This is a genomic window from Streptomyces sp. NPDC001532 (assembly GCF_040298625.1).
Taxonomy (GTDB): domain Bacteria; phylum Actinomycetota; class Actinomycetes; order Streptomycetales; family Streptomycetaceae; genus Streptomyces.
The window spans coordinates 81,573-101,459 of the sequence record NZ_JBEPAL010000032.1 but is presented as its reverse complement, the minus strand read 5'-3'; the positions used below and the strand labels follow the sequence as shown (position 1 = coordinate 101,459).

14 protein-coding genes are annotated in these 19,887 nt (G+C 75.1%); 4 read left to right on the top strand and 10 right to left on the bottom strand.

Annotated features, from left to right (window positions below; translation table 11 throughout):
- The 9 genes from ABT232_RS26525 to ABT232_RS26485 form a co-directional block, all read right to left on the bottom strand.
- A partial coding sequence (locus tag ABT232_RS26525; RefSeq protein ID WP_351844236.1) for a PfkB family carbohydrate kinase occupies positions 1 to 644 on the bottom strand: 644 nt, incomplete at its 3' end.
- Complete coding sequence (locus ABT232_RS26520) at positions 641 to 1,273, bottom strand: D-sedoheptulose-7-phosphate isomerase (protein WP_351844235.1); 633 nt, start codon at positions 1,271 to 1,273, stop codon at positions 641 to 643. The genes ABT232_RS26520 and ABT232_RS26525, both read right to left, overlap by 4 nt.
- 159 nt (positions 1,274 to 1,432) lie before the next feature.
- Positions 1,433 to 2,701, bottom strand: a complete 1,269-nt coding sequence (locus ABT232_RS26515) for a glycosyltransferase (protein ID WP_351844233.1) — start codon at positions 2,699 to 2,701, stop codon at positions 1,433 to 1,435.
- Positions 2,698 to 3,663 carry a glycosyltransferase gene (locus tag ABT232_RS26510; protein ID WP_351844231.1) on the bottom strand — a complete coding sequence of 322 codons (966 nt, stop codon included), beginning with the start codon at positions 3,661 to 3,663 and terminating at the stop codon, positions 2,698 to 2,700. The genes ABT232_RS26515 and ABT232_RS26510 overlap by 4 nt, the downstream gene beginning before the upstream one ends.
- A complete protein-coding gene (locus tag ABT232_RS26505; protein ID WP_351844229.1) occupies positions 3,660 to 4,784 on the bottom strand; it encodes a glycosyltransferase family 9 protein in 1,125 nt (374 codons plus the stop codon). Before ABT232_RS26505 ends, ABT232_RS26510 begins: the two co-directional genes overlap by 4 nt.
- The gene (locus ABT232_RS26500; RefSeq protein ID WP_351844227.1) at positions 4,781 to 5,449 is read right to left on the bottom strand and encodes a D-glycero-alpha-D-manno-heptose-1,7-bisphosphate 7-phosphatase; all 669 of its coding nucleotides are present in this window, start codon (positions 5,447 to 5,449) and stop codon (positions 4,781 to 4,783) included. The genes ABT232_RS26505 and ABT232_RS26500 overlap by 4 nt, the downstream gene beginning before the upstream one ends.
- On the bottom strand, positions 5,446 to 6,570 hold the full coding sequence (locus tag ABT232_RS26495; RefSeq protein ID WP_351844225.1) for a glycosyltransferase family 2 protein: 1,125 nt from the start codon (positions 6,568 to 6,570) through the stop codon (positions 5,446 to 5,448). Before ABT232_RS26495 ends, ABT232_RS26500 begins: the two co-directional genes overlap by 4 nt.
- Positions 6,570 to 8,231, bottom strand: coding sequence for a carbamoyltransferase family protein (locus ABT232_RS26490; protein ID WP_351844223.1), 1,662 nt, complete (start codon positions 8,229 to 8,231; stop codon positions 6,570 to 6,572). Before ABT232_RS26490 ends, ABT232_RS26495 begins: the two co-directional genes overlap by 1 nt.
- A 57-nt stretch (positions 8,232 to 8,288) precedes the next feature.
- Positions 8,289 to 9,251: an NAD-dependent epimerase/dehydratase family protein gene (locus ABT232_RS26485; RefSeq protein ID WP_351844221.1), complete on the bottom strand. Its 963-nt coding sequence runs from the start codon at positions 9,249 to 9,251 to the stop codon at positions 8,289 to 8,291.
- A gap of 1,184 nt (positions 9,252 to 10,435) precedes the next feature.
- Between ABT232_RS26485 and ABT232_RS26480 the strand changes: the two genes are divergently transcribed.
- Both ABT232_RS26480 and ABT232_RS26475 read left to right on the top strand, forming a co-directional pair.
- Positions 10,436 to 11,665 (top strand): polysaccharide pyruvyl transferase family protein, encoded by a 1,230-nt coding sequence (locus tag ABT232_RS26480; RefSeq protein WP_351844219.1) that lies wholly within the window; start codon positions 10,436 to 10,438, stop codon positions 11,663 to 11,665.
- A gap of 78 nt (positions 11,666 to 11,743) precedes the next feature.
- Complete coding sequence (locus ABT232_RS26475; protein ID WP_351844217.1) at positions 11,744 to 13,213, top strand: FAD-dependent oxidoreductase; 1,470 nt, start codon at positions 11,744 to 11,746, stop codon at positions 13,211 to 13,213.
- Positions 13,214 to 13,231: 18 nt separating this feature from the next.
- On the opposite strand, the gene ABT232_RS26470 is transcribed toward ABT232_RS26475, so the two are convergent.
- Positions 13,232 to 15,004 (bottom strand): right-handed parallel beta-helix repeat-containing protein, encoded by a 1,773-nt coding sequence (locus ABT232_RS26470; RefSeq protein WP_351844215.1) that lies wholly within the window; start codon positions 15,002 to 15,004, stop codon positions 13,232 to 13,234.
- 218 nt (positions 15,005 to 15,222) lie between these two features.
- Here ABT232_RS26470 and ABT232_RS26465 point away from each other — a divergent pair, with 218 nt between their 5' ends.
- Both ABT232_RS26465 and ABT232_RS26460 read left to right on the top strand, forming a co-directional pair.
- A complete protein-coding gene (locus tag ABT232_RS26465; RefSeq protein WP_351844213.1) occupies positions 15,223 to 16,230 on the top strand; it encodes a LacI family DNA-binding transcriptional regulator in 1,008 nt (335 codons plus the stop codon).
- A gap of 255 nt (positions 16,231 to 16,485) precedes the next feature.
- A complete protein-coding gene (locus ABT232_RS26460; RefSeq protein ID WP_351844211.1) occupies positions 16,486 to 19,866 on the top strand; it encodes a CARDB domain-containing protein in 3,381 nt (1,126 codons plus the stop codon).
- Positions 19,867 to 19,887: the final 21 nt, after the last annotated feature.

The following is a 19,887-nucleotide window of genomic DNA, read 5'->3' as shown; positions in this document are numbered from 1 at the left end:
CCGGCGGCCTGCCAGCGGTCGGCGAGCCGCGCCCCGCGTTCGGCGTAGGCGCGCAGCGACTCGCCGGCGCCGGGGCAGAGGCTGCGGGCCTCGGCCGCGTTCGGGGTGACGAGCCGGGCGCCGGGCACCGGGGCCTCGCCCTTGGGGTGCGGGTCCCAGACCAGCGGGGTGCGCGGCACGACGGCGGCGAGGTGTTCGCGCACCGCCCCGGCGGTGTGCCGCCCGTAGTCGGCGACGAGCACGGCGTGCGCCTGGGTGAGCGCGTCGCGCACCGCCTCGTCGGGCTCGCCGGGTTCGCCGCCGCCGCGGTCGATGCGGACCAGCGGCCGCCCGCTCGCCAGCACCCGCGTCTTCACGGGCAGGCTGCCCCGCAGCGGGATCTCCACCAGCCGGACCCGGCCGCTCAGCTGCCGCCGTACGGCCTCGCTGGCGGCGTCGTCGCCGAGCGCGGTCACCAGGATCACCTCCCGGCCGCCGCGGGCGGCCAGCGCGGCGGCGAGTCCGGCCCCACCGGGATGGCGCCGGTCGTCGGTGACGTCCACGACCGGGGCGGGCGCGTCCGGGGCCAGCCGGGTGGCGACGCCCTCGACGTCCTCGTCGAGCAGTACGTCCCCGACGACCACCAGCGGGCGCGGCCCGGTCATGACACCCTCCCGGCGACGGCGGCCCGCGCCGTGACCGCGGCGCCCGGGGCGGCCAGCGCCGCGTCGAAGCCCTCGCAGAGCAGATGCACGGCCACGAGATGCGCCTCCTGCACGGTCGCCGTGGTGTCGGCGGTCACGCACAGCGCCTCGTGCGCGGCCTCGGCCAGGGGGTTCGGGCCCGGCCCGGTCAGCGCCCAGACGGTCAGCCCCGCCCGGTCACCGGCGACGGCCGCGCTGATCAGGTTGGCGCTGCGGCCCGACGTGGACAGCAGCACCAGCACGTCCCCGGGCCGGCCGTGCGCGGCGACCTGACGGGCGTACACCTGGTCGAAGCCGTAGTCGTTGCCGATGGCGGTGAGGCTGGAGGTCTCCGCGTGCAGCGACACCGCCGAGAACGCGGGACGTTCCTGCTGGTAGCGGCCGACGAGTTCGGCGGTCAGATGCTGGGCCTGGGCGGCGCTGCCGCCGTTGCCCGCGGCGAGCAGCCGTCCGCCGGCCGGGAGGACGTCGGCCAGCCGGCCGCTCCATTCCGCGATCCGGCCGAGGCCGTCGTGCCGGAGTCGGACGAGTGCCTGCTCCAGGGACCGGCAGTGCAGCTGGGCGGCGGCGAGTGCAGGGGATTCGCTCATGCTGGTCGGGTGTACCGCCTCGCGGTGACGGCGGCGGGACCCGCACCTCCTTCGAACGTCGGGGCTCGCAGCGGTGACGGGGGGCGGACGGTGACGGGGACGGGCGGTCGATGGGGGCTGGTGGCGGTGGCGGCTGGTGACGGGGAGCGGACGGCTGCCTCAGACCACCCCCGTGACGGCCGGCGCGGCCTCCAGCACGGCGCAGTACGCCGCCTCGGTCTCGGCCGCGACCCGCGCCCAGGTGTAGCGGCGCAGCACCCGGCGGCGGCCGGCCGCGCCGCACGCCCGGCGGGCCTCGGGACGGGCGAGCAGTCCGGCGACCGCGCGGGCCAGCGCCCGCGGGTCGCGCGCCGGCACCAGGCGTCCGGTGCCGGGGTCGGCGACCGTGTCCAGCTGGCCGCCGACCGCGCTGGCCACGACCGGGACGCCACAGGCCATCGCCTCCAGCGGCACGATGCCGAAGGGCTCGTAGTCCGCCGGGCACAGCACCACGTCGGAGCCGCGCAGCAGCGCCGGTACCTGACGGCTGGGCACCCCGCCGGTGAAGCGGACCCGGTCGGCGACGCCGGCCCGCTCGGCGATCCGGCGCAGCCTGCGCACCTCGGGGTCGTCGTCGAGCCGGTGCGCGGGCGGGCCGCCGGCCACGACGAGTTCGGTGTCGGGCAGCAGCGCCAGCGCGGCCACCGACACCGCGGCGCCCTTGCGCGGCACCAGGCGGCCCAGCTGGAGCAGCCGGTGCGGGTGCGGTCCGCGCGGCGCGGCCGGTCCCTGCGGGGTGAACAGCTCGGTGTCGACACCGCACGGCACTACGGAGACCTTGTCGGCCCGCACGCCCATCCGGGTCAGCTCGGCGACCTCGTCGCGGCAGGTGGCGATCACCCGGTCGCAGCCGCGGCCGACCTCGGTCTCGCGCGCGATGCGCTGGGGCGGGCTGGTGTCCGCGAGCTGCTGGTGGCGGCGCTTGACCGTGCCGAGCGCGTGATACGTGTGCAGCAGCGGCAGATCCAGCTCGCGCACCGCCCACAGCGAGGCGAGGCCCGACATCCAGAAGTGCGAGTGCACCAGGTCGGGCGGCCGGGCCCGCCATACCCGGACCAGCTCGCGCCCGAAGGCGTCCATGTGGGGGAGGAGCGCGTCCTTGGGCAGCGGCTCGGCCGGCCCGGCGGTCACATGGTGCACCTCGACACCGTCGCGCAGCGCCACCCGGTCGGGCAGCCCGGGGTCGTCGCGGCGGGTGTGCACCGTCACCCGGTGCCCGCGGTCCGCGAGCGCGCCCGCGAGAGCGGCGACGTGCACGTTCTGCCCGCCCGCGTCCACCCCGCCGAGCGCGGCGAGCGGACTGGCGTGTTCGGAGACCAGCGCGATGTCGAGGGAGCCGGGGCCGCCGGCGTCCGGGGCGGTGGTCAGGGAACCGACCGACGCGGTCATGAGCGCACCTCCGTCATCACGCGCTCCCAGTCGTCCAGGAAGCGCTTGAGCCCGTACCGTCCGAGGGCCGCCTGGCGGGCCCGCGCCCCGTCCTCGGCCGCCGCCTCGGGCTCCGCGAGGTAGTGGCGGGCGGCCCGGGCCAGCTCCTCCGGCCGGGTGGACAGCACGCCCGCGCCGGGCGGGACGGCCTCCACCGCCTCGGTGGTGGCCAGCGCCACCACCGGCATGCCCAGGTGCATGGCCTCCAGCAGCGACAGCCCGAGCGAGGTCCAGCGCACCGGGTGCAGATAAAGCCGCCGCTCGGCCATCGCCGTATGCAGCTCGCTCTGCGGCAGGTCCGTGCCCCGGCAGCGCTCCTCGGGCAGCCCCAGGTGGGCGGCCAGGCCCTCGGTGCGCATGCCGAAGACGTCCAGGGGCGCCGCCTCGGCCAGCGCGGGCAGCAGGTCCGTACCGGTGTACCGGCCGCGCCGCACGGGTTCGTTGACGACGACGGCCGCGCGGGGCAGCCGGCCGGTCCAGCGGTGGCCCGGGTCGACGATGCCGTGCTCGACGACCTCGGTGCGGGTGCCGCCGTTGTCCCAGAAGAGGCGGTTGAAGTGGGTGACGTGGACGAGGGTCAGATCGTCGCGGTCGGCGAACGGGTGCCGGGTGCCGGGCACGTCGCCGTCGGGGGCGTTGTGCTCCAGGTAGACCGCCGGCACGTCCCGGCCGGGGCGGCGTCCGCCGAGCCAGCGCTCGGCCAGCTCGATCTCGTGCGGCCGCTGGAGGACGACGAGGTCGACCTCCGCCTCGCGCAGCGCCTCCGGGGTCACCTCGCGCACGGAGGCGGGCCAGGAGAAGGTGCGGGCCCGGCCCCGGCCGTCGGGGCCGCGGTCGGGGAGCAGCGGGACCAGGTAGGTGTGCGGTCCCTGGACGAACGCCGTCGTCCAGGAGCCGTGCACATGCCACAGGAGAACGTTCACCGCACCACTCCTTGCTCATCCGCCCCTTGTGTCTCAGTTGTCCGGTTTGTCGTCTTCCTTGTCTCCGTCAAGTCATTCATCCCGACCGGTCGGTCGGCCGCCGCCGTCCGGGCGCCGCTCAGCGCGGCCACCGCGGCCAGCACCTCGGCGTCGCCCACCCCGTCGAGACACGGATGACCCGGCGTGGGACACGTGCGGGCCCTGGTCCCCGCGCAGGCCGCCCCCTGGTCGCCCAGCACCACCGACGGCACGCCGTACGGCCGCCAGCGCTCGGCCGGCACCACCGGCGCGAACAACGACACCACCGGGGTGCCGACCGCCGCGGCCAGATGCGCCGGACCGGTGTTCCCGGTCACCGTCACCCGAGCCCGGGCGAGGACCCCCGCCAACTGCCGCAGATCCGTCGCCCCGCCCAGGTCCAGACCGTGCCGCCCGGCGACCCGCGCGGTCAGCTCCCGCTCCCCGCGCCCCCCGGTCACCACCACCCGGTGGCCCTCCGCCGCCAGCGCCGCCGCCGCCCGCGCGGCCCGCCCCGGACTCCACGCCCGGGCCGGCACCGTCGCACCCGGATGCAGCACCACATACGGCTCCGCGCCCGTCAGACGCGTGGTGTCCGGCGGGGCCACCACCCGCAACGCCCCGTCGTCGCCCGGCGGCAGCGCGAACCCCGCGTCCTCCGCCAGATCCAGCGCGGCCAGCGCCTCGTGCCGGTGCGGGCGCCGGTGATGGCGCAGATCGAGCAGCGCGCCCGGATAGTCCTCGCAGTCCGCGGCCGTCCAGCCGACCCCCGCCAGCTTCAGCAGCAGGGCCGCCGGCAGCGGGCTCTGGTGGTACGACACCAGGATCAGGGCCCGGTCGAACCGCCGGTCGGCCAGCGCCTGGAGCAATCGCCGGGTCGCCGCCCGCGAGATCGCCGCCGGCTCCAGACCCACCCACGGGGCGTCGTGCACCAGCACCTCGTCCACCCCCGGCAGCAACCGCCCGGCCTGCTCGCCCTGCGGACCGCACAACAACGCGGTGTACGCCGACCCGGCGGCCACCGCCCGCACGGCGGGCCCGGCGAGCAGCACATCCCCGGCACTGTCCAGCCGCACCACGAGACTCCGCGAAGCGCCGCTCACGACCGGACCTCCGCCCGCCGGGGAACCGGCCGGCCCCGGCCCGCCGCCCCGTGAGCCCGCGACCCTCCGTCCGCCCGTCCCAGCGCCAGCCGCACCGCCGTCAGCAGATCCGGTGCCGAGCGTTCGGCGTGGGCCGTCTCCTCGGGGCGGGTGGCGGGGGTCGGGACGAGGATGCCGTGGGCGCCGGCGGCGCGGGCCGCCGCCAGGTCGGCGCCGATGTCGCCGATCACGACGGTGCGGTCCGGGGCGGCCCCGAGACGGGCGCAGGCGGCGAGCACCAGCCCCGGCGCGGGTTTGCGGCACCCGCAGCCGTCGTCCGGGCCGTGCGGGCACACCGCCCACACCGCGAACGGGCCGAGCAGCTCCTCCACCCGGCGCCGCACCGCCTCGACCTGCGGGCGGGTCAGCAGCCCGCGCGCCACACCCGACTGGTTGCTCACCACGCCGACCGCGACGCCCCGCGCCCGCACCTCGGCCACCGCCTCGCACGCCGTCGGCATCGGCCGCACCCGCGAGGGGTCGCCGTTGTAGGGGACGTCGGCCACGAGCGTGCCGTCACGGTCGAACAGGACGGCGGCCGGCAGGCCGTCGTCCGGGTCCTGGGCGGCGGCCAGGACCCGGTCGGGGACCGCGGGCCCCGTGAGGATCCAGGGGCGGCCGCTCATGAGCCCACCCGTTCCCGCTCGGCCGCCCGCCCGGCCGGCGAGGCTCCACGAGCCTGCGAGCTGTCCGACGCGGCCGACGCCTCCAGCGGCGGTGCGGCGCGGTGCGCGATCTGGCCCCGCAGCCAGTGCCAGACGGCGGCGGGCGGAATGGCCACGCTGGTCAGCGCCATGGTGACGACCTCCTCGCGGGAGCGCGGTCCCGGCCGGATCCGGGCCAGCGCGAACTCGGCCGTCCCGGTCAGCCACAGCGCGCCGCACACCGTGGCCGCCCGGTGCCTGCGCAGCGCCGCGCAGGACAGCGCGGCCACCGCCGCCCCGGTCACCGCCAGATGCCCGGGCAGCCGCCCTCGGGGCGCGTCCGCCCGGCGCCACCAGGTGCGGCCGTGCCGCCGGGTCATCAGCACGTCGTCCGCGTTGCCCGCCTGGAGCCGCACCGAGACCCACCGGCCGGCCGGCCGCACCGGATGCGTCGTCCGCCGCGCCCCCTCGGCCACCTCCCACCCGGCGGCGATCACCCGCAGCGCCAGGTCCGCGTCCTCCCGGAACGCCCGCCGGAACCGCTCGTCGAAGCCGCCGACCGCCTCCAGCGCCGTACGCCGGTACGCCATGTCGGCGGTGATCCAGCGCGCCTCGGCCAGCCCGGCGGTGTTGCGCTCCCAGTCGGTGGGACGCCGGTCGTCGGGCAGCGGGACGTCGATCCGCGCGGTGACCGCCGCCGTCCGGGCGGTCGCGGCGGCCAGGTCGCGGGCCAGTTCGGCGGCCCAGGCCCGGCCGGGCACCACGTCGTCGTCGAGGAAGACGATCCACGGCACCGCGCCCGCCGCCCGCCACCCGGTGTTGCGCGCGGCGGCGGGGCCCCGGGCACCGCCCGGCACGACCGTCGTACGCGACCGCAGCGACGGCGGCACGTCGGCGGTGAGCGGCGCGCCCGCGGCCCGCGCCCGGTCGTCGACGAGCACCACCCGCACCGGCGGCGGGCCGTCGGCGTCGGCCAGCGCGCGCAGGCAGGTGCCGAGGCTGGGCCGGCCGAGCGTGGGCACGACGACGGCGTACGCGCGGTCGGCGTCCGCGCGGTCGGCGTCCGCCGGCCGCGCTCCGGGCTCGTTCACGGGCCCGCTCATCAGACCCTCCCGTCGCCGAGGACGCGGAAGAGGTCGCCGCGCCGGATCGCGTACGGGCCGATGGCCAGCAGGTCGACCGGCGAGGAGCCGAAGCACTCCAGGGCGTCGCGCGGATCGTCGACCATGGGCCGGCCCGCCGTGTTGAGGCTGGTGTTGACCACCACGGGCAGCCCGGTCAGCTTCTCGAACTCGCCCAGCATCCGCGCCACCAGGGGCTCGCGCGCCGGGTCGACGGTCTGGATGCGGGCCGTGCCGTCCACGTGGACGACCGCCGGGATCCGCTCCCGCCAGGCGGGCGCCACCTCGTGCACGAACAGCATGTACGGGCTGGGCAGCGGCCCGTCGAAGATCTCCGCGGCGCGGTCGGCGAGCACCATCGGCGCCACCGGCCGGAACTGCTCGCGGCCCTTCACGTCGTTGAGCCGCTCCAGATTGCCCGCGTGCCCCGGATGGGCCAGCAGCGAGCGGTGGCCCAGTGCCCGCGGCCCGTACTCGGAGCGGCCCTGGAACCAGGCGACGATGCCGTTGTCCGCGAGCGTGCGCGCCACCGCCGCGGCGATGTCCGGCGGCCGCTCGAACGGCACGGCCGCCGTCTTCAGCCATGCGCCCAGCTCCGCGTCCGACCAGTCCCGGCCCAGGTCGGCGCCGGTCATCGGCTCCGGCTCGTCGCCCGCGCCGGCGGCCAGCAGCAGCGCGCCGCCCAGCGCGGTGCCCGCGTCACCGGCCGCCGGCTGCACCCACACCCGCGAGAACGGGCCCTCTCGGGCGATGCGCGAGTTGGCGACACAGTTGAGGGCGACGCCGCCGGCGAGGGTGAGGACGCTGTGGTGGGTCCGGCCGTGCAGCCAGCGCGCCAGGTCCAGCAGGGTCTCCTCCAGCACCGCCTGGGCGCTCGCCGCCACGTCGGCGTGGTCCTGCGTCCACGGCTCGTCCGCGCCCCGAGGCGGGCAGAACTCGTGCCACGGGACGCCGGTGGCCCGGAACCCGCCGTCCCCGGTCGGATGGACGTACCGGCGCAGCTCGGCGAGCATGCGCGGGGTGCCGTGCGAGGCGAGCGCCATCACCTTGAACTCGTCGGAGGAGCGCAGGAAGCCCAGATGGTCCGTCAGCTCCTCGTACACGAGGCCGAGCGAGTGCGGCAGCTCCTGGGCGTACAGCGGCTCCAGCCTGTCCCCGGTGCGGCGCGCGGCCAGATGCGAGGCGCGCTCGCCGCGGCCGTCGAGCACCAGCACCGAGGAGTCCTCGGCGCCGTCCGCGCAGAACGCGCCGGACGCGGCGTGCGCCATGTGGTGCGGGACGAAGCGCACGATGCCCGGGTCCAGCCCCGGCAGCGCGGCCGCGAGGAACCCCGGTGCCTCACGGGCGTAGGTCTGCCGCAGATGGTCCCAGGGGTCGTCCAGGTCCATCGCCTCGGCGGGCCGGGCGAGCGCCGGGTCGTAGGAGTAGGCGACGGCGTCCAGGTCCTGCGGGCGCAGTCCGGCCCGCCGCAGACACCACGCGGCCGCCTTCTCCGGCAGCTCCCAGGCGGAGAACGGCAGCGGCCGCTTGCCGTGCTTGCGGCGCGAGAACCGCTCCTCCTCGGCGGCGGCGACGGTCCGCCCGTCGATCACCAGGGCGGCGGCGGGGTCGTGGAAGAGGGCGTTGATTCCGAGGATGCGCATGACGGGCCGGGCCTTTCGGCGAGGGGGCGGTCTTCGGCGTTCGGGCGGTCGGGCGGGTCAGTGGTCCGCCTCGGCCCGGAACCAGGCGATGGTGCGGCGCAGACCCTCCTCGGCGTCCACCCCGGGCTCCCAGCCGAGCTTGTCGCGGGCCAGCGTGATGTCCGGGCAGCGCAGCGCCGGGTCGTCGGTGGGCCGTTCGATGAACCGGATCTCCGAGCCGGAGCCGGTCAGCTCGATCACCAGCCGGGCCAGGTCGAGCATGGTGATCTCGCGCGGGTTGCCGATGTTGACCGGGCCGCGCAGGCCGTGCGCCGCGGCGGCGAGGATGCCGCGCACGGTGTCGTCGACGTAGCACAGGGACCGGGTCTGGCGCCCGTCGCCGGTGACGGTGAGCGGTTCGCCGTCCAGCGCCTGCCGGACGAAGGTCGGCACCGCGCGGCCGTCGTGGCCGCGCATCCGCGGGCCGTAGGTGTTGAACAGCCGCACGATGCAGGTGTCGGTGCCCTCGGCGTCGGCGTGCGCGGTGGTCAGCGCCTCGGCGTAGCGCTTGGCCTCGTCGTAGACGCTGCGCGGGCCGACCGGGTTCACATGGCCCCAGTACCGCTCGTCCTGCGGGTTCTGCTGCGGATCGCCGTACACCTCGGACGTCGAGGCGAGCACGAACCGGGCGCCCGCGCGGTGCGCCAGCTCCAGCGCGTGCCGGGTGCCCGTGCTGCCGGTCTCCAGGGTGTGCAGGGGCAGCCGCAGGTAGTCGGCGGGGGAGGCGGGCGAGGCGAAGTGCAGCACCAGGTCCGGCGGCCGGTCGACGGGAAGGTGCTCGCGGACGTCGGCCTGCACCAGCGTGAAGCCGGGGCGGTCGAGCAGCGGCGTCACGTTCTCCGGCCGCCCGGTGCTGAAGTCGTCCACGCAGGTGACCGCCGCGCCCGAGTCCAGCAGGGCGGCGCACAGATGCGAGCCGACGAACCCGGCTCCGCCGGTGACGACGGCGTGCTGCCAGGTAGAGGGAGAACGGGTGCTCATGCAGGCCTCCTCCGTGGGGGCGACGACGAACGTGCGGCGACGGCACGCGCCGCACGCCGCCCGGTTCCGCGGCCGGTTCCCGGTGGCGGTTCCGCGGCCGGGTTGCGCGCCGGTGCCGACCGCGTGTGCGGACAGGCGTGCCCGCCGGGGCCCTACGGACCGCCGAGGGTGTCGTGGCGGACCACCGGACACCGCCCAGCCTCCGCCGCCCGGCCGCCAGGGGCTCGGTGATGTACGGCATCGGAGTGACGCACGGAGAGTGACGCCCTGGGGGACCGCGTCGCCGGGCGGCTGTGCGGGATTGCCTCGCGGGGCCCGCCTGCCGGACCGCCTCGCTGGGCCCGTCCTGCGGGACCGCCTCGCTGGGCCGGTGCCTTGGACCGCCTCGCGGGGCGACTTCGCCGGGCCAACTCGCCGGGCGCGCCTGAGGGACCGCCTCGCTGGGCCGGCGCCTTGGACCGCCTCGCCGGGTGACTCCGCTGGACCGCCTCGCCGGGCTCGCCGGCTGGACCGCCTCGCTGGGCCGGCACCCTGGACCGCCCCGCCGGGCGACTCCGCCGGGCCGCCTCGTCGGGCCCGCCGGCTGGACCGCCTCGCCGGGCGACTCCGCCGGGCCAACTCGCCGGGCCGCCTGAGGGACCGCCTCGCTGAGCCAGCGCCCTGGACCGCCCCGCCAGACCGCCCGCCGGACCAACCCCGCCAGACGCCCCGGCGGCCCCGGACACCCCGTACCACCCCAGCCGCCCGCTCCCGCCGACCCCCAGCCGCCCGCTCCCGCAGGCCTCCTGCCCCCTGGCCCGCCCCCGCCGGCCCCTGCCCCCGGCCGGCTCCGGCGCACCGAGGCCGCAGGCACCCCGCCTCCGGCGCGTCCCCTGCTGCGATGGTGGGCCTGTGGGTCCCGTGGAAGGATGGGCGCGGGAGTCGGCCGTCGGCCGGTGACCGGGGCTGTCCCGGCGAGGGGCGTGGCCCGGGGACCGGCCTCGCGGTCCCGGGCTCCGGCCGCGACGCGACCTCGCGGCTCACGCGTCTACGACAGCGACGGCGTGCAGGCCGTCCGCCCCCGCTCCGAACTGCCCGGACGCCCGTCCGCCGGAAAGTGCCTCAGCAGTGGGTTTCTCCCGAGCTGCGACGGCAACCCGGGCCCGAACCCGCGGCAGCGACCCGCCACGGAAGAGGAGTTCCGGATGACCACCACCGCACAGCCTCCCCGCTCCACGGGAACGAGCCCGCGCATCGGCCTGCTCGGCTCCTACGGCGGCTACAACCTAGGCGACGAGGCCATCCTCACCTGCATGCTCAGCTGCCTGCGCACCCACCGTCCGCAGGCCCGGCTCGTCGCCCTGAGCCGGGATGCCGAGCACACCCGCGCCCACCACCCCACCCTCGACGAGGTGGTCGCCTGGGAGGGCGTCCCGCAGAAGCAGGTGCTGGACGTGCTGTCCCGGCTCGACCTGCTGGTGCTCGGCGGCGGCGGGATCCTCTACGACGGTGAGGCCCGCCGCTATCTGAAGGTGGTCGCCGCGGCCCAGGCGCGCGGCGTCCGCACCCTCGCCTACGCCATCGGCGCGGGCCCGCTGCGCGAGGCGGAGGACCGCGAGGCGGTGCGCACGGTGCTGTCGGCCATGGAGGAGGTCGTGGTCCGCGACGAGGAGTCCCACCTCGTCCTGGAGGAGGCCGGCGTCGACCGCGACATCACCGTCACCGCGGACCCGGCGCTGCTGCTGCCGCCGGAGCCGTTCACCGACCAGATGATGCGGCAGGAGGGCATCCCCGCCGACGCCCGCCGCCTGGTCGGCATGTCCGTCCGCGAACCCGGCCGGGCCGCCGAGAAGCTCGACGAGGGCGACTACCACGCGCTCCTCGCCGACGTGGCGGACTTCCTCGTCCGCCGGCTCGACGCGCACGTGGTCTTCGTGCCGATGGAACGCCAGGACGTGCACCACGCCCACGGTGTGCTGTCCCGGATGACCGCACCGGACCGCGGCCGGATCCTGCACAGCGTCTACAGCCCCGGCCAGGTCCTCGGCTTCATGAGCCACCTCGACCTGGTGGTCGGGATGCGGCTGCACTTCCTGATCTTCGCGGCGCTCTCCGGGCTGCCCGTGCTGCCGCTGCCCTACTCCGGGAAGGTCTTCGACTTCGCCCGCCGCCTCGGCGCCCCTGCCCTGGTCGGTGTCGCCCGGGAGCAGGCGGGGCTGCTGCTGGCGGAGGTGGACCGGCTCTGGGACGAGTTCCCGCAGCGCCGCGCCGGCTTCGAGGCCCGCGTCCGGGAACTGCGCGGCCGCGCGGGCGAGACCTGCGCCCGGGTCGGGGCCGTCCTGGACGGTCTGGACACCGGCTTCCCGGTGGCCAAGGAGGCCGGCGAGCCGGGTCTGCACCTGCTGACGCCGGGTACCGGGACCGCGGCGCCCTGACGGCGGCCCGAGGCCTGCCCGCCGCGCCGGACGCCGGGCCCGCGCCGTACCGGATCCACCTGCCGACGGGAAGAAGCGATGCCGATCCTGGAACCACCCGCCCAGTCCCGGACCATCACCCTGCCGCCGCGCCCGGCCCGCCACGGCGGTCGGACGGACGTCCTGGTCGTCGGCGGGGGACCGGCCGGCACCGCCGCCGCCTGCGCGGCCGCCGAGGCCGGCGCGGACGTCGTGCTCGTGGAGCGCTACGGCTTCCTCGGCGGCAACGCCACCGCCGCGCTCGTCATGCCGCTGATGTCCTTCCACAACGAGCGCAAGCAGGCCGTCTTCACCGAGCCCGGCGAGCACGGCGACCATCTGCTGCCCACCGACCACGGCGAGGGCGAGGCGGTCGTCGCCGGCTTCCTGTGGCAGCTCCTCGACCGGCTCAACACGCGCGGCGGCTGCGTCCCGCCGTCGCTGAAGACCGGCTACACCGTGCCGTTCGACCCCGAGATCTACAAGCTCGTGCTGCTCGACCTGCTGGACGAGGCGGGCGTGCGCCTGCTGTTCCACGCCTTCGCCTCCACCGCGCTGCCCCTCGACGACGGCTGGCGCGTGGTGTTCGAGACCAAGTCGGGCCCGGTGGCGATCGACGCGGGAGTCGTCGTGGACGGCACCGGCGACGGTGACGTGGCCGCGGCCTGCGACGCGCCGTTCGAGATCGGCCGCCCGCAGGACGGGCTGGTGCAGCCCATGACACTGATGTTCCGGATGGTCGACTTCATGCGGCCGCGGTTCTCCGAGTACGTCCGCGAGCACCCCGACCAGTGGAAGGGCGTGCACGGCCTGTGGGACCTCGTGGAGCAGGCCACCGAGGCGGGCGAACTGACCCTGCCCCGCGAGGACATCCTCTTCTTCGGCACCCCGCACCCCGGTGAACTGAGCGTCAACAGTACCCGTGTCACCGGGGCCCTGGGCATCGACGTGTGGGACCTGACCCGCGCCGAGTACACCGCCCGCCGCCAGCTGGAGCAGATCTCCCGCTTCCTGCGGCAGCACGTGCCGGGCTTCGAGGAGTCGTACGTCGTGCAGAGCGGCACCCAGATCGGCGTCCGCGAGACCCGGCGCATCCTCGGCGACTACCACCTGACCGGCCACGACATCATGGAGGCCCGCTCCTTCCCGGACGTCGTCGCGCACGGCGCGTACCCCGTCGACATCCACAACCCGAAGGGCGCCGGCACCATCCTCATGCGCGTCCCGCCGGGGCGCTTCTACGACATCCCGCTGCGCAGTCTGCTGCCCCGCGACACCGACCGGCTGCTCGTCGCGGGCCGCTGCATCTCCGGCTCGCACGTGGCGCACTCCTCGTACCGCGTGATGCCCATCGCCATGGCGACCGGTCAGGCCGCGGGGGTGTGCGCCGCGCTGGCCACCCGCTCCGGCCGCACCCCGCGCGAGGTGCCGGCCGAGTTCGTCCAGGAGGAACTGCTGCGCCAGGGCGCCCGGTTGCGTCTGGGGTCCGAGAGGTCCGCCGCCGAGGAGGCGGCGCCGCAGCCCGGCTGAGCGCGCACCGGCCCCCAGTCACCGGCCCCCAGGCACCGGCCCCCAGGCACCGGGGGCCGGGCACCGGCCCCCGGTCACCGGTCCCTGGTCACCCGCCGCCGTCACGCCGCCTTCCCCGCCACCGCCCTCGCCGCTGTCCTCGCCGTCGTCGTCGTCCTCGTCGTTGTCCTCGTCGTTGTCCCTCCAACGACCGCCCACCGGACGGGTGTCGAAGCGGGTCGGCGTCGAGGCGTTGCGGGAGAAGTCGTTGCCGGACACGCGTCCGCCCGTCATACCGCCGTCGGACGTGATCCGGAGGGCGTGCGTCTGGGTGCGGTCCCGCTGGTCGTCCCCGACGCGGTTGCCGTCCAGCTGGGGCCGCTCCACCGGCGCCGCGAAGGTGATCCCGGCCCGGACGGCGGGCGCGTCCGGCAGCCGGTACGCGGTGCCGGGCGCCGGAGTGCCGTCGCGCCAGGCGCTCATCGCGCCGGGCCGCCACGGGGCCAGCCCCAGCTCCGTCTCGGTGTTGTAGGTGACCAGCGCGCTCTGTCCGCCCACCGTGACCCGCTTGCCCCGGTGCCCGTCGGGCGGCCACTGCGCGCCCTCGTCGACCAGGGCGAGCGGTGAGCAGCGCACCCCGTCGCCGCCGCCCGACGTGCCCGGCGCGCAGCGGCGGCCGTTGTTGCGGATCCGGTTGTTCAGGACGGCCGGGTCCCGCAGGCGGGCGTCGACGCGGATGCCGTCGAGCGCGTTGTCCCGGATGTCGTTGGACTCCAGGACGATGTCCGTGGCCGGTTCCTGGTCGCCGCCGTCCAGGTTGTGCCCCCAGTAGCCGTAGCGGCCGTTGTCGCTGACGCGGTTGGAGCGGAACGCGTACGGGCCGGGAGTGTTGCCGAAGCCGATGCCGTCGCGCACGTTGCCGTCGATGACACAGCCGGTGACGATGCCGCCGCGCCCGCCGACGCCCGAGGTGCCCTGCGAGGACACGTCGAACCCGGCCTCGTGGTTGCCGATCATCGTGGAGCCGGTGACGATCAGCCCGTCGGCGCCCCAGTCGGAGATGCCGAACCGGTTGTCCTCGCAGTGGCAGGCGGTGATGCGGATGCCGCGCGGCGGCGGCCAGTACTCCTGCTGCAGCTCCAGGAAGATGCCGTTGGTGCCGTTGCCCCGCGCGATGCAGGCGGTGATCGTCAGCCGCTCGGACATGCCCCAGCCGCCGACCCCGATGCCGATGCCCGCGCCGCCCATCTTCTCGCCGGGGTCCTGACGCCCGCACCGCTCGGCCAGCACGCCCTCGACGACGGTGTCCTGGAGGAAGTCGCAGCCGAACCCGGTCGCCGCCGTGTCGTGGATGTACAGATCGTGGAAGCGCCCCCGCAGCACGTACTGGAGGCCGAGTCCCTTGGCCAGCGGGTCGTACTCCGCCGTCCGCACGCCCGACCCGTCGATCTCGAAGTGCGCGAAGGTGACGTCGGCGAGGTGCCGGTCACGGCCGGCGCCGTGCTGGGCGGTCGTGAACCAGGCCAGCGGTACCGGGGTCCGCGGGCTGCCCGGGTTGGCCAGTACGAAGCAGGTGGCGCCGCGTCCGGCGCCGATCAGCGAGACCCCGCTGTGCCAGCGCGTCGGCCGGTCCAGCATCAGATACCGCCCGGCGGGCACCCGGATGGTCCGCGGCCGCCCGTCGGCGGCGCAGGCCGCGCCCGCCTCGTCCACCAGCCGCGCGAACGCGGGCTGGTCGTTCGTGGTTCCGTCACCGGCCAGCCCGTGCTCGCGGGCGTCGAGGGTCAGGGGCAACGACACGGACATGGACATACGCACTCCCGGCCTCCGATAGTGGACCCGCACCGGGTACCAGCGAGCGGCGCCGTCCAATCCCGGTGCGCCGGAGGACGGGCGCGGTTCCGGAGAGTGCGGTTCCGGAGGGTGTGGTTCCGGCCGTCGGGTCTTGGGCGGGCCGAACGGGACCGCCGGACTGCGGCGAAGAGCAAGAGCCGTAAGCCGCTTGCGAAAATTGCGCTAGTCTTGCGTGTATGACGCGACGACTTGCTCAGGTGGCGAAGAAAGTGGGGGTCAGCGAGGCGACGGTCAGCCGTGTCCTCAACGGCAAGCCCGGGGTCTCCGAGGCCACCCGCCAGTCCGTTCTCACGGCGCTGGACGTCCTGGGGTACGAGCGGCCCACCCAGCTGCGCGGAGAGCGCGCCCGGCTCGTCGGCCTGGTGCTGCCGGAGCTCCAGAACCCCATCTTCCCGGCGTTCGCCGAGGTCATCGGGGGCGCGCTCGCCCAACAGGGGCTGACGCCGGTGCTGTGCACCCAGACCAAGGGCGGCGTCTCCGAGGCCGACTACGTGGATCTGCTGCTCCAGCAGCAGGTCTCCGGCGTCGTCTTCGCCGGTGGTCTGTTCGCGCAGGCCGACGCGCCGCACGACCACTACCGCCAGCTGGCGGAGCGGAACATCCCGGTCGTCCTCATCAACGCCTCCATCGAGGGCCTGGACTTCCCCTGCGTGGCCTGCGACGACGCCGTCGCCGTCGAGCAGGCGTGGCGGCACCTCACCTCGCTGGGCCATGAGCGGATCGGGCTGGTCCTCGGCCCGAGCGACCACGTTCCGTCGCGGCGCAAGCTGGAGGCCGCGCGGGTGGTGGCGGAGTCCGTGGGCCGCAAGCTGCCGGACGAGTTCGTCGTGCGGTCGATGTTCTCCCTCGAAGGCGGCCAGGCCGCGGCCGCGCGGCTGCTGGAGCGCGGCGTCACCGGCATCGTGTGCGCGAGCGACCCGCTGGCGCTCGGCGCCATCCGGGCGGTGCGCCGGCGCGGACTGTCGGTGCCCGCGGACGTGTCGGTCGTCGGCTTCGACGACTCCGCCTTCATGAACTGCACCGAGCCGCCGCTGACCACCATCCGGCAGCCGATCGAGGCGATGGGCCGCGCGGCTGTCGAGCTGCTGTGCGCCCAGTTGCAGGGGGCGCGCTCGCACCCCGGCGAGCTGCTGTTCGAGCCCGAGCTGGTGGTCCGCGGCTCGACCGCGCCGCCGGTCGACTGACCCGGGGAACCGACCCCGACCCGCTCTCCGCGCACTCTCTCCCAGCCGGCACCGGCACCGGGACCGCCACACCGGCGGCCCCGGTACCGGGGCCGGCTTCTTTGTGCCCCGCGCGTCACGCCCGTTGACAAATCTATGGGCCGGTAGAAACCTGTGCCCCTGGTGATGCAAAAGATTGACTGATTTACTCAAAGTCCAGTCATTCACTTGTCGCCGTTCGTGGCCGGATCGTCCTTGGTTTCCGGAGAGGCCGATATGAGTGGGAAACATCCGAGCGGGCGGCTGGCCGTCGCCCTGCTGACCTCCATGCTGATCGCTCTGGGCCTGCTGCCCTTGAGCGCGCCCGCCGCGCACGCCGCGGCGGCCGACACCAACGTCGCACTGGGCAGACCGGCCAAGGCGGGCGGCGCGCACGGCGCCTACCCGGCCGGCAACGTCAGCGACGGCAGCCAGCAGTCGTACTGGGAAGGCCCCGCGGGCGCGTTCCCCCAGTGGGTCCAGGTCGACCTCGGCGCCGACGTCCGCGTCGACCGCGTCGTGCTGAAGCTGCCCACCACCTGGGAGGCGCGCACCCAGGCCCTCGCCGTGCTCGGCAGCGCCGACGGCGGCGACTTCCGCACGCTCGCCGCCGCGGCCGACCGGGCCTTCAGCCCCGACCGGGCGAACACCGTGAGCATCTCCCTGACCGGCGTCACCACGCGCTACGTGCGCGTCCAGATCGCCGCCAACTCCGGCTGGAACGCGGCCCAGTTGTCCGAGCTGGAGGTCTACGGCGAGAGCGGCCCGGTCGACCCGCCCGTCGAGGGCGCCAACCTGGCCCGGGGCAAGCCGATCGAGGCCACCTCGACGACCCAGAACTATGTCGCGGCCAACGCCAACGACGACAGCACCGGCACCTACTGGGAGTCCGCCGGATTCCCGTCGAGCCTGACGGTGAAGCTCGGCGCCAACGCCGACATCCGGGCCGTCGTCGTGAAGCTCAACCCGGACCAGGTGTGGGCGGCGCGCACCCAGTCCCTCCAGGTGCTCGGCCGTGAGCAGTCCGCGGCGGGCTTCACCTCGCTGAAGGCGCGCGCCGACTACGCCTTCAACCCGTCCTCCGGCCAGAACACCGTCACCATCCCCGTGACCGGCCGCTACGCCGACATCCGCCTCACCTTCTTCTCCAACACCGGCGCCCCCGGCGCCCAGGTCGCCGAGTTCCAGGTCGTGGGCGCGGCGGCGCCGAACCCGGACCTCACCGTCACCGGCCTCACCTGGACACCGGCGTCGCCGTCCGAGACCGACGCGGTGTCGGTCGACGTCACCGTCCGCAACTCCGGGACCGCGTCCGCCGCGGCCACCACCGTGAACGTCAGCCTGGAGGGCACCGTCGCCGGTTCCGCGCCGGTCGCCGCGCTCGACGCCGGCGCCTCGGCGACCGTACGGGTGCCGGTCGGCAAGCGTCCGATGGGCTCGTACACGGTCTCGGCCGTCGTCGACCCCACCGACACCGTCCGCGAGCAGGACGACAGCAACAACAGCCGGACCGCGGCGAGCAAGCTGGTCGTGGCGCAGAGCCCAGGTCCGGATCTGCGGGTCACCGGCATCACCAGCAACCCGTCCGCGCCCGCGGTCGGCGCGCCGGTCTCCTTCACCGTCACCGTGCACAACCGCGGCACCACCGGCGCCCCGGCGGGCACGGTCACCCGCCTCACCGTCGGCTCCACCACCCTCAACGGCACCACCGGCGCGATCGCCGCCGGCGAGAGCGTCACCGTCGCCGTCTCCGGCACCTGGACGGCCACCAGCGGCGGCGCCACCCTCACCGCCACGGCCGACGCCACCGGCACGCTCGCCGAGACCGACGAGAACAACAACGTCTTCGCCCGCTCCCTCGTCGTGGGCCGCGGCGCCGCCGTGCCCTACACCGAGTACGAGGCCGAGGACGCCCGCTACCAGGGCACCCTGCTCACCGCCGACCGCAAGCGCACCTTCGGGCACACCAACTTCGCCACCGAGTCCTCCGGCCGCCGGTCGGTGCGCCTGAACTCCACCGGCGAGTACGTGGAGTTCACCTCGACCGGTGCCGCCAACTCCCTCGTCGTGCGCAACTCGATCCCGGACGCCGCGAACGGCGGCGGCGCCGAGGCCACCATCAGCCTCTACATCGACGGCACCTTCAAGCGGAAGCTGACCCTGTCCTCCAAGCACAGCTGGCTGTACGGCAACACCGACAGCCCGGAGGGCCTGACCAACACCCCGCAGGCCGACGCGCGCCGCCTGTTCGACGAGTCGCACGCCCTGCTCACCGAGACCTACCCGGCGGGCACCAGGTTCCGCCTCCAGCGCGACGCCGACGACCGGGCCGCCTTCTACATCGTCGACCTGATCGACCTGGAGCAGGTGGCGCCGCCCGCGGCCAAGCCGGCCGGCTGCACCTCGATCACCGAGTACGGCGCCGTGCCCAACGACGGCATCGACGACACCGACGCCCTCCAGCGCGCGGTCACGGCCGACCAGAAGGGCGAGATCGGCTGTGTGTGGATCCCGGCCGGGCAGTGGCGCCAGGAGCAGAAGATCCTGACCGACGACCCGCAGAACCGTGGCGAGTTCAACCAGGTGGGCATCCGGGACGTCACCATCCGGGGCGCCGGAATGTGGCACTCCCAGCTGTACACGCTGACCCCGCCGCACCAGGCGGGCGGCATCAACCACCCGCACGAGGGCAACTTCGGCTTCGACATCGACCACAACACCCAGATCTCCGACATCGCGATCTTCGGTTCCGGCACCATCCGGGGCGGCGACGGCAACGCCGAGGGCGGCGTCGGCCTCAACGGGCGGTTCGGCAAGGGCACGAAGATCAGCAACGTCTGGATCGAGCACGCGAACGTCGGCGTCTGGGCCGGGCGCGACTACTCCAACATCCCCGAGCTGTGGGGTCCCGGCGACGGCCTGGAGTTCACCGGGATGCGGATCCGCAACACCTACGCCGACGGCATCAACTTCGCCAACGGCACCCGCAACTCGACCGTCTACAACTCGTCCTTCCGCAACACCGGCGACGACGCCCTGGCCGTCTGGGCCAGCAAGTACGTCAAGGACCCGTCGGTCGACGTCGGCCACGACAACCACTTCCGCAACAACACGATCCAGCTGCCCTGGCGGGCCAACGGGATCGCGGTCTACGGCGGCTACGGCAACACCATCGAGAACAACATCGTCGCCGACACCATGAACTACCCGGGGATCATGCTGGCCACCGACCACGACCCGCTGCCGTTCTCCGGGCAGACCCTGATCGCCAACAACGCGCTCCACCGCACCGGCGGGGCGTTCTGGGGCGAGGCCCAGGAGTTCGGCGCCATCACCCTGTTCGCCGCCGGACCGGACATCCCCGGCGTCACGATCAGGGACACCGACATCCACGACTCGACCTTCGACGGCATCCAGTTCAAGGGAGGCGGCGGCGCGATGCCGGGCGTCCAGATCAAGGACGTGACGATCGACAAGTCGGTCAACGGCTCCGGCATCCTCGCCCAGGGCGGCGCGCGCGGCAGCGCCACGCTCACCGACGTGACCGTCTCGGGCTCCGCCGAGGGTGACGTGGTGATCGAGCCGGGCTCGCAGTTCGTCATCGACAGGGCGGGGTGAGACCCGCCTGACCTGCGGCGG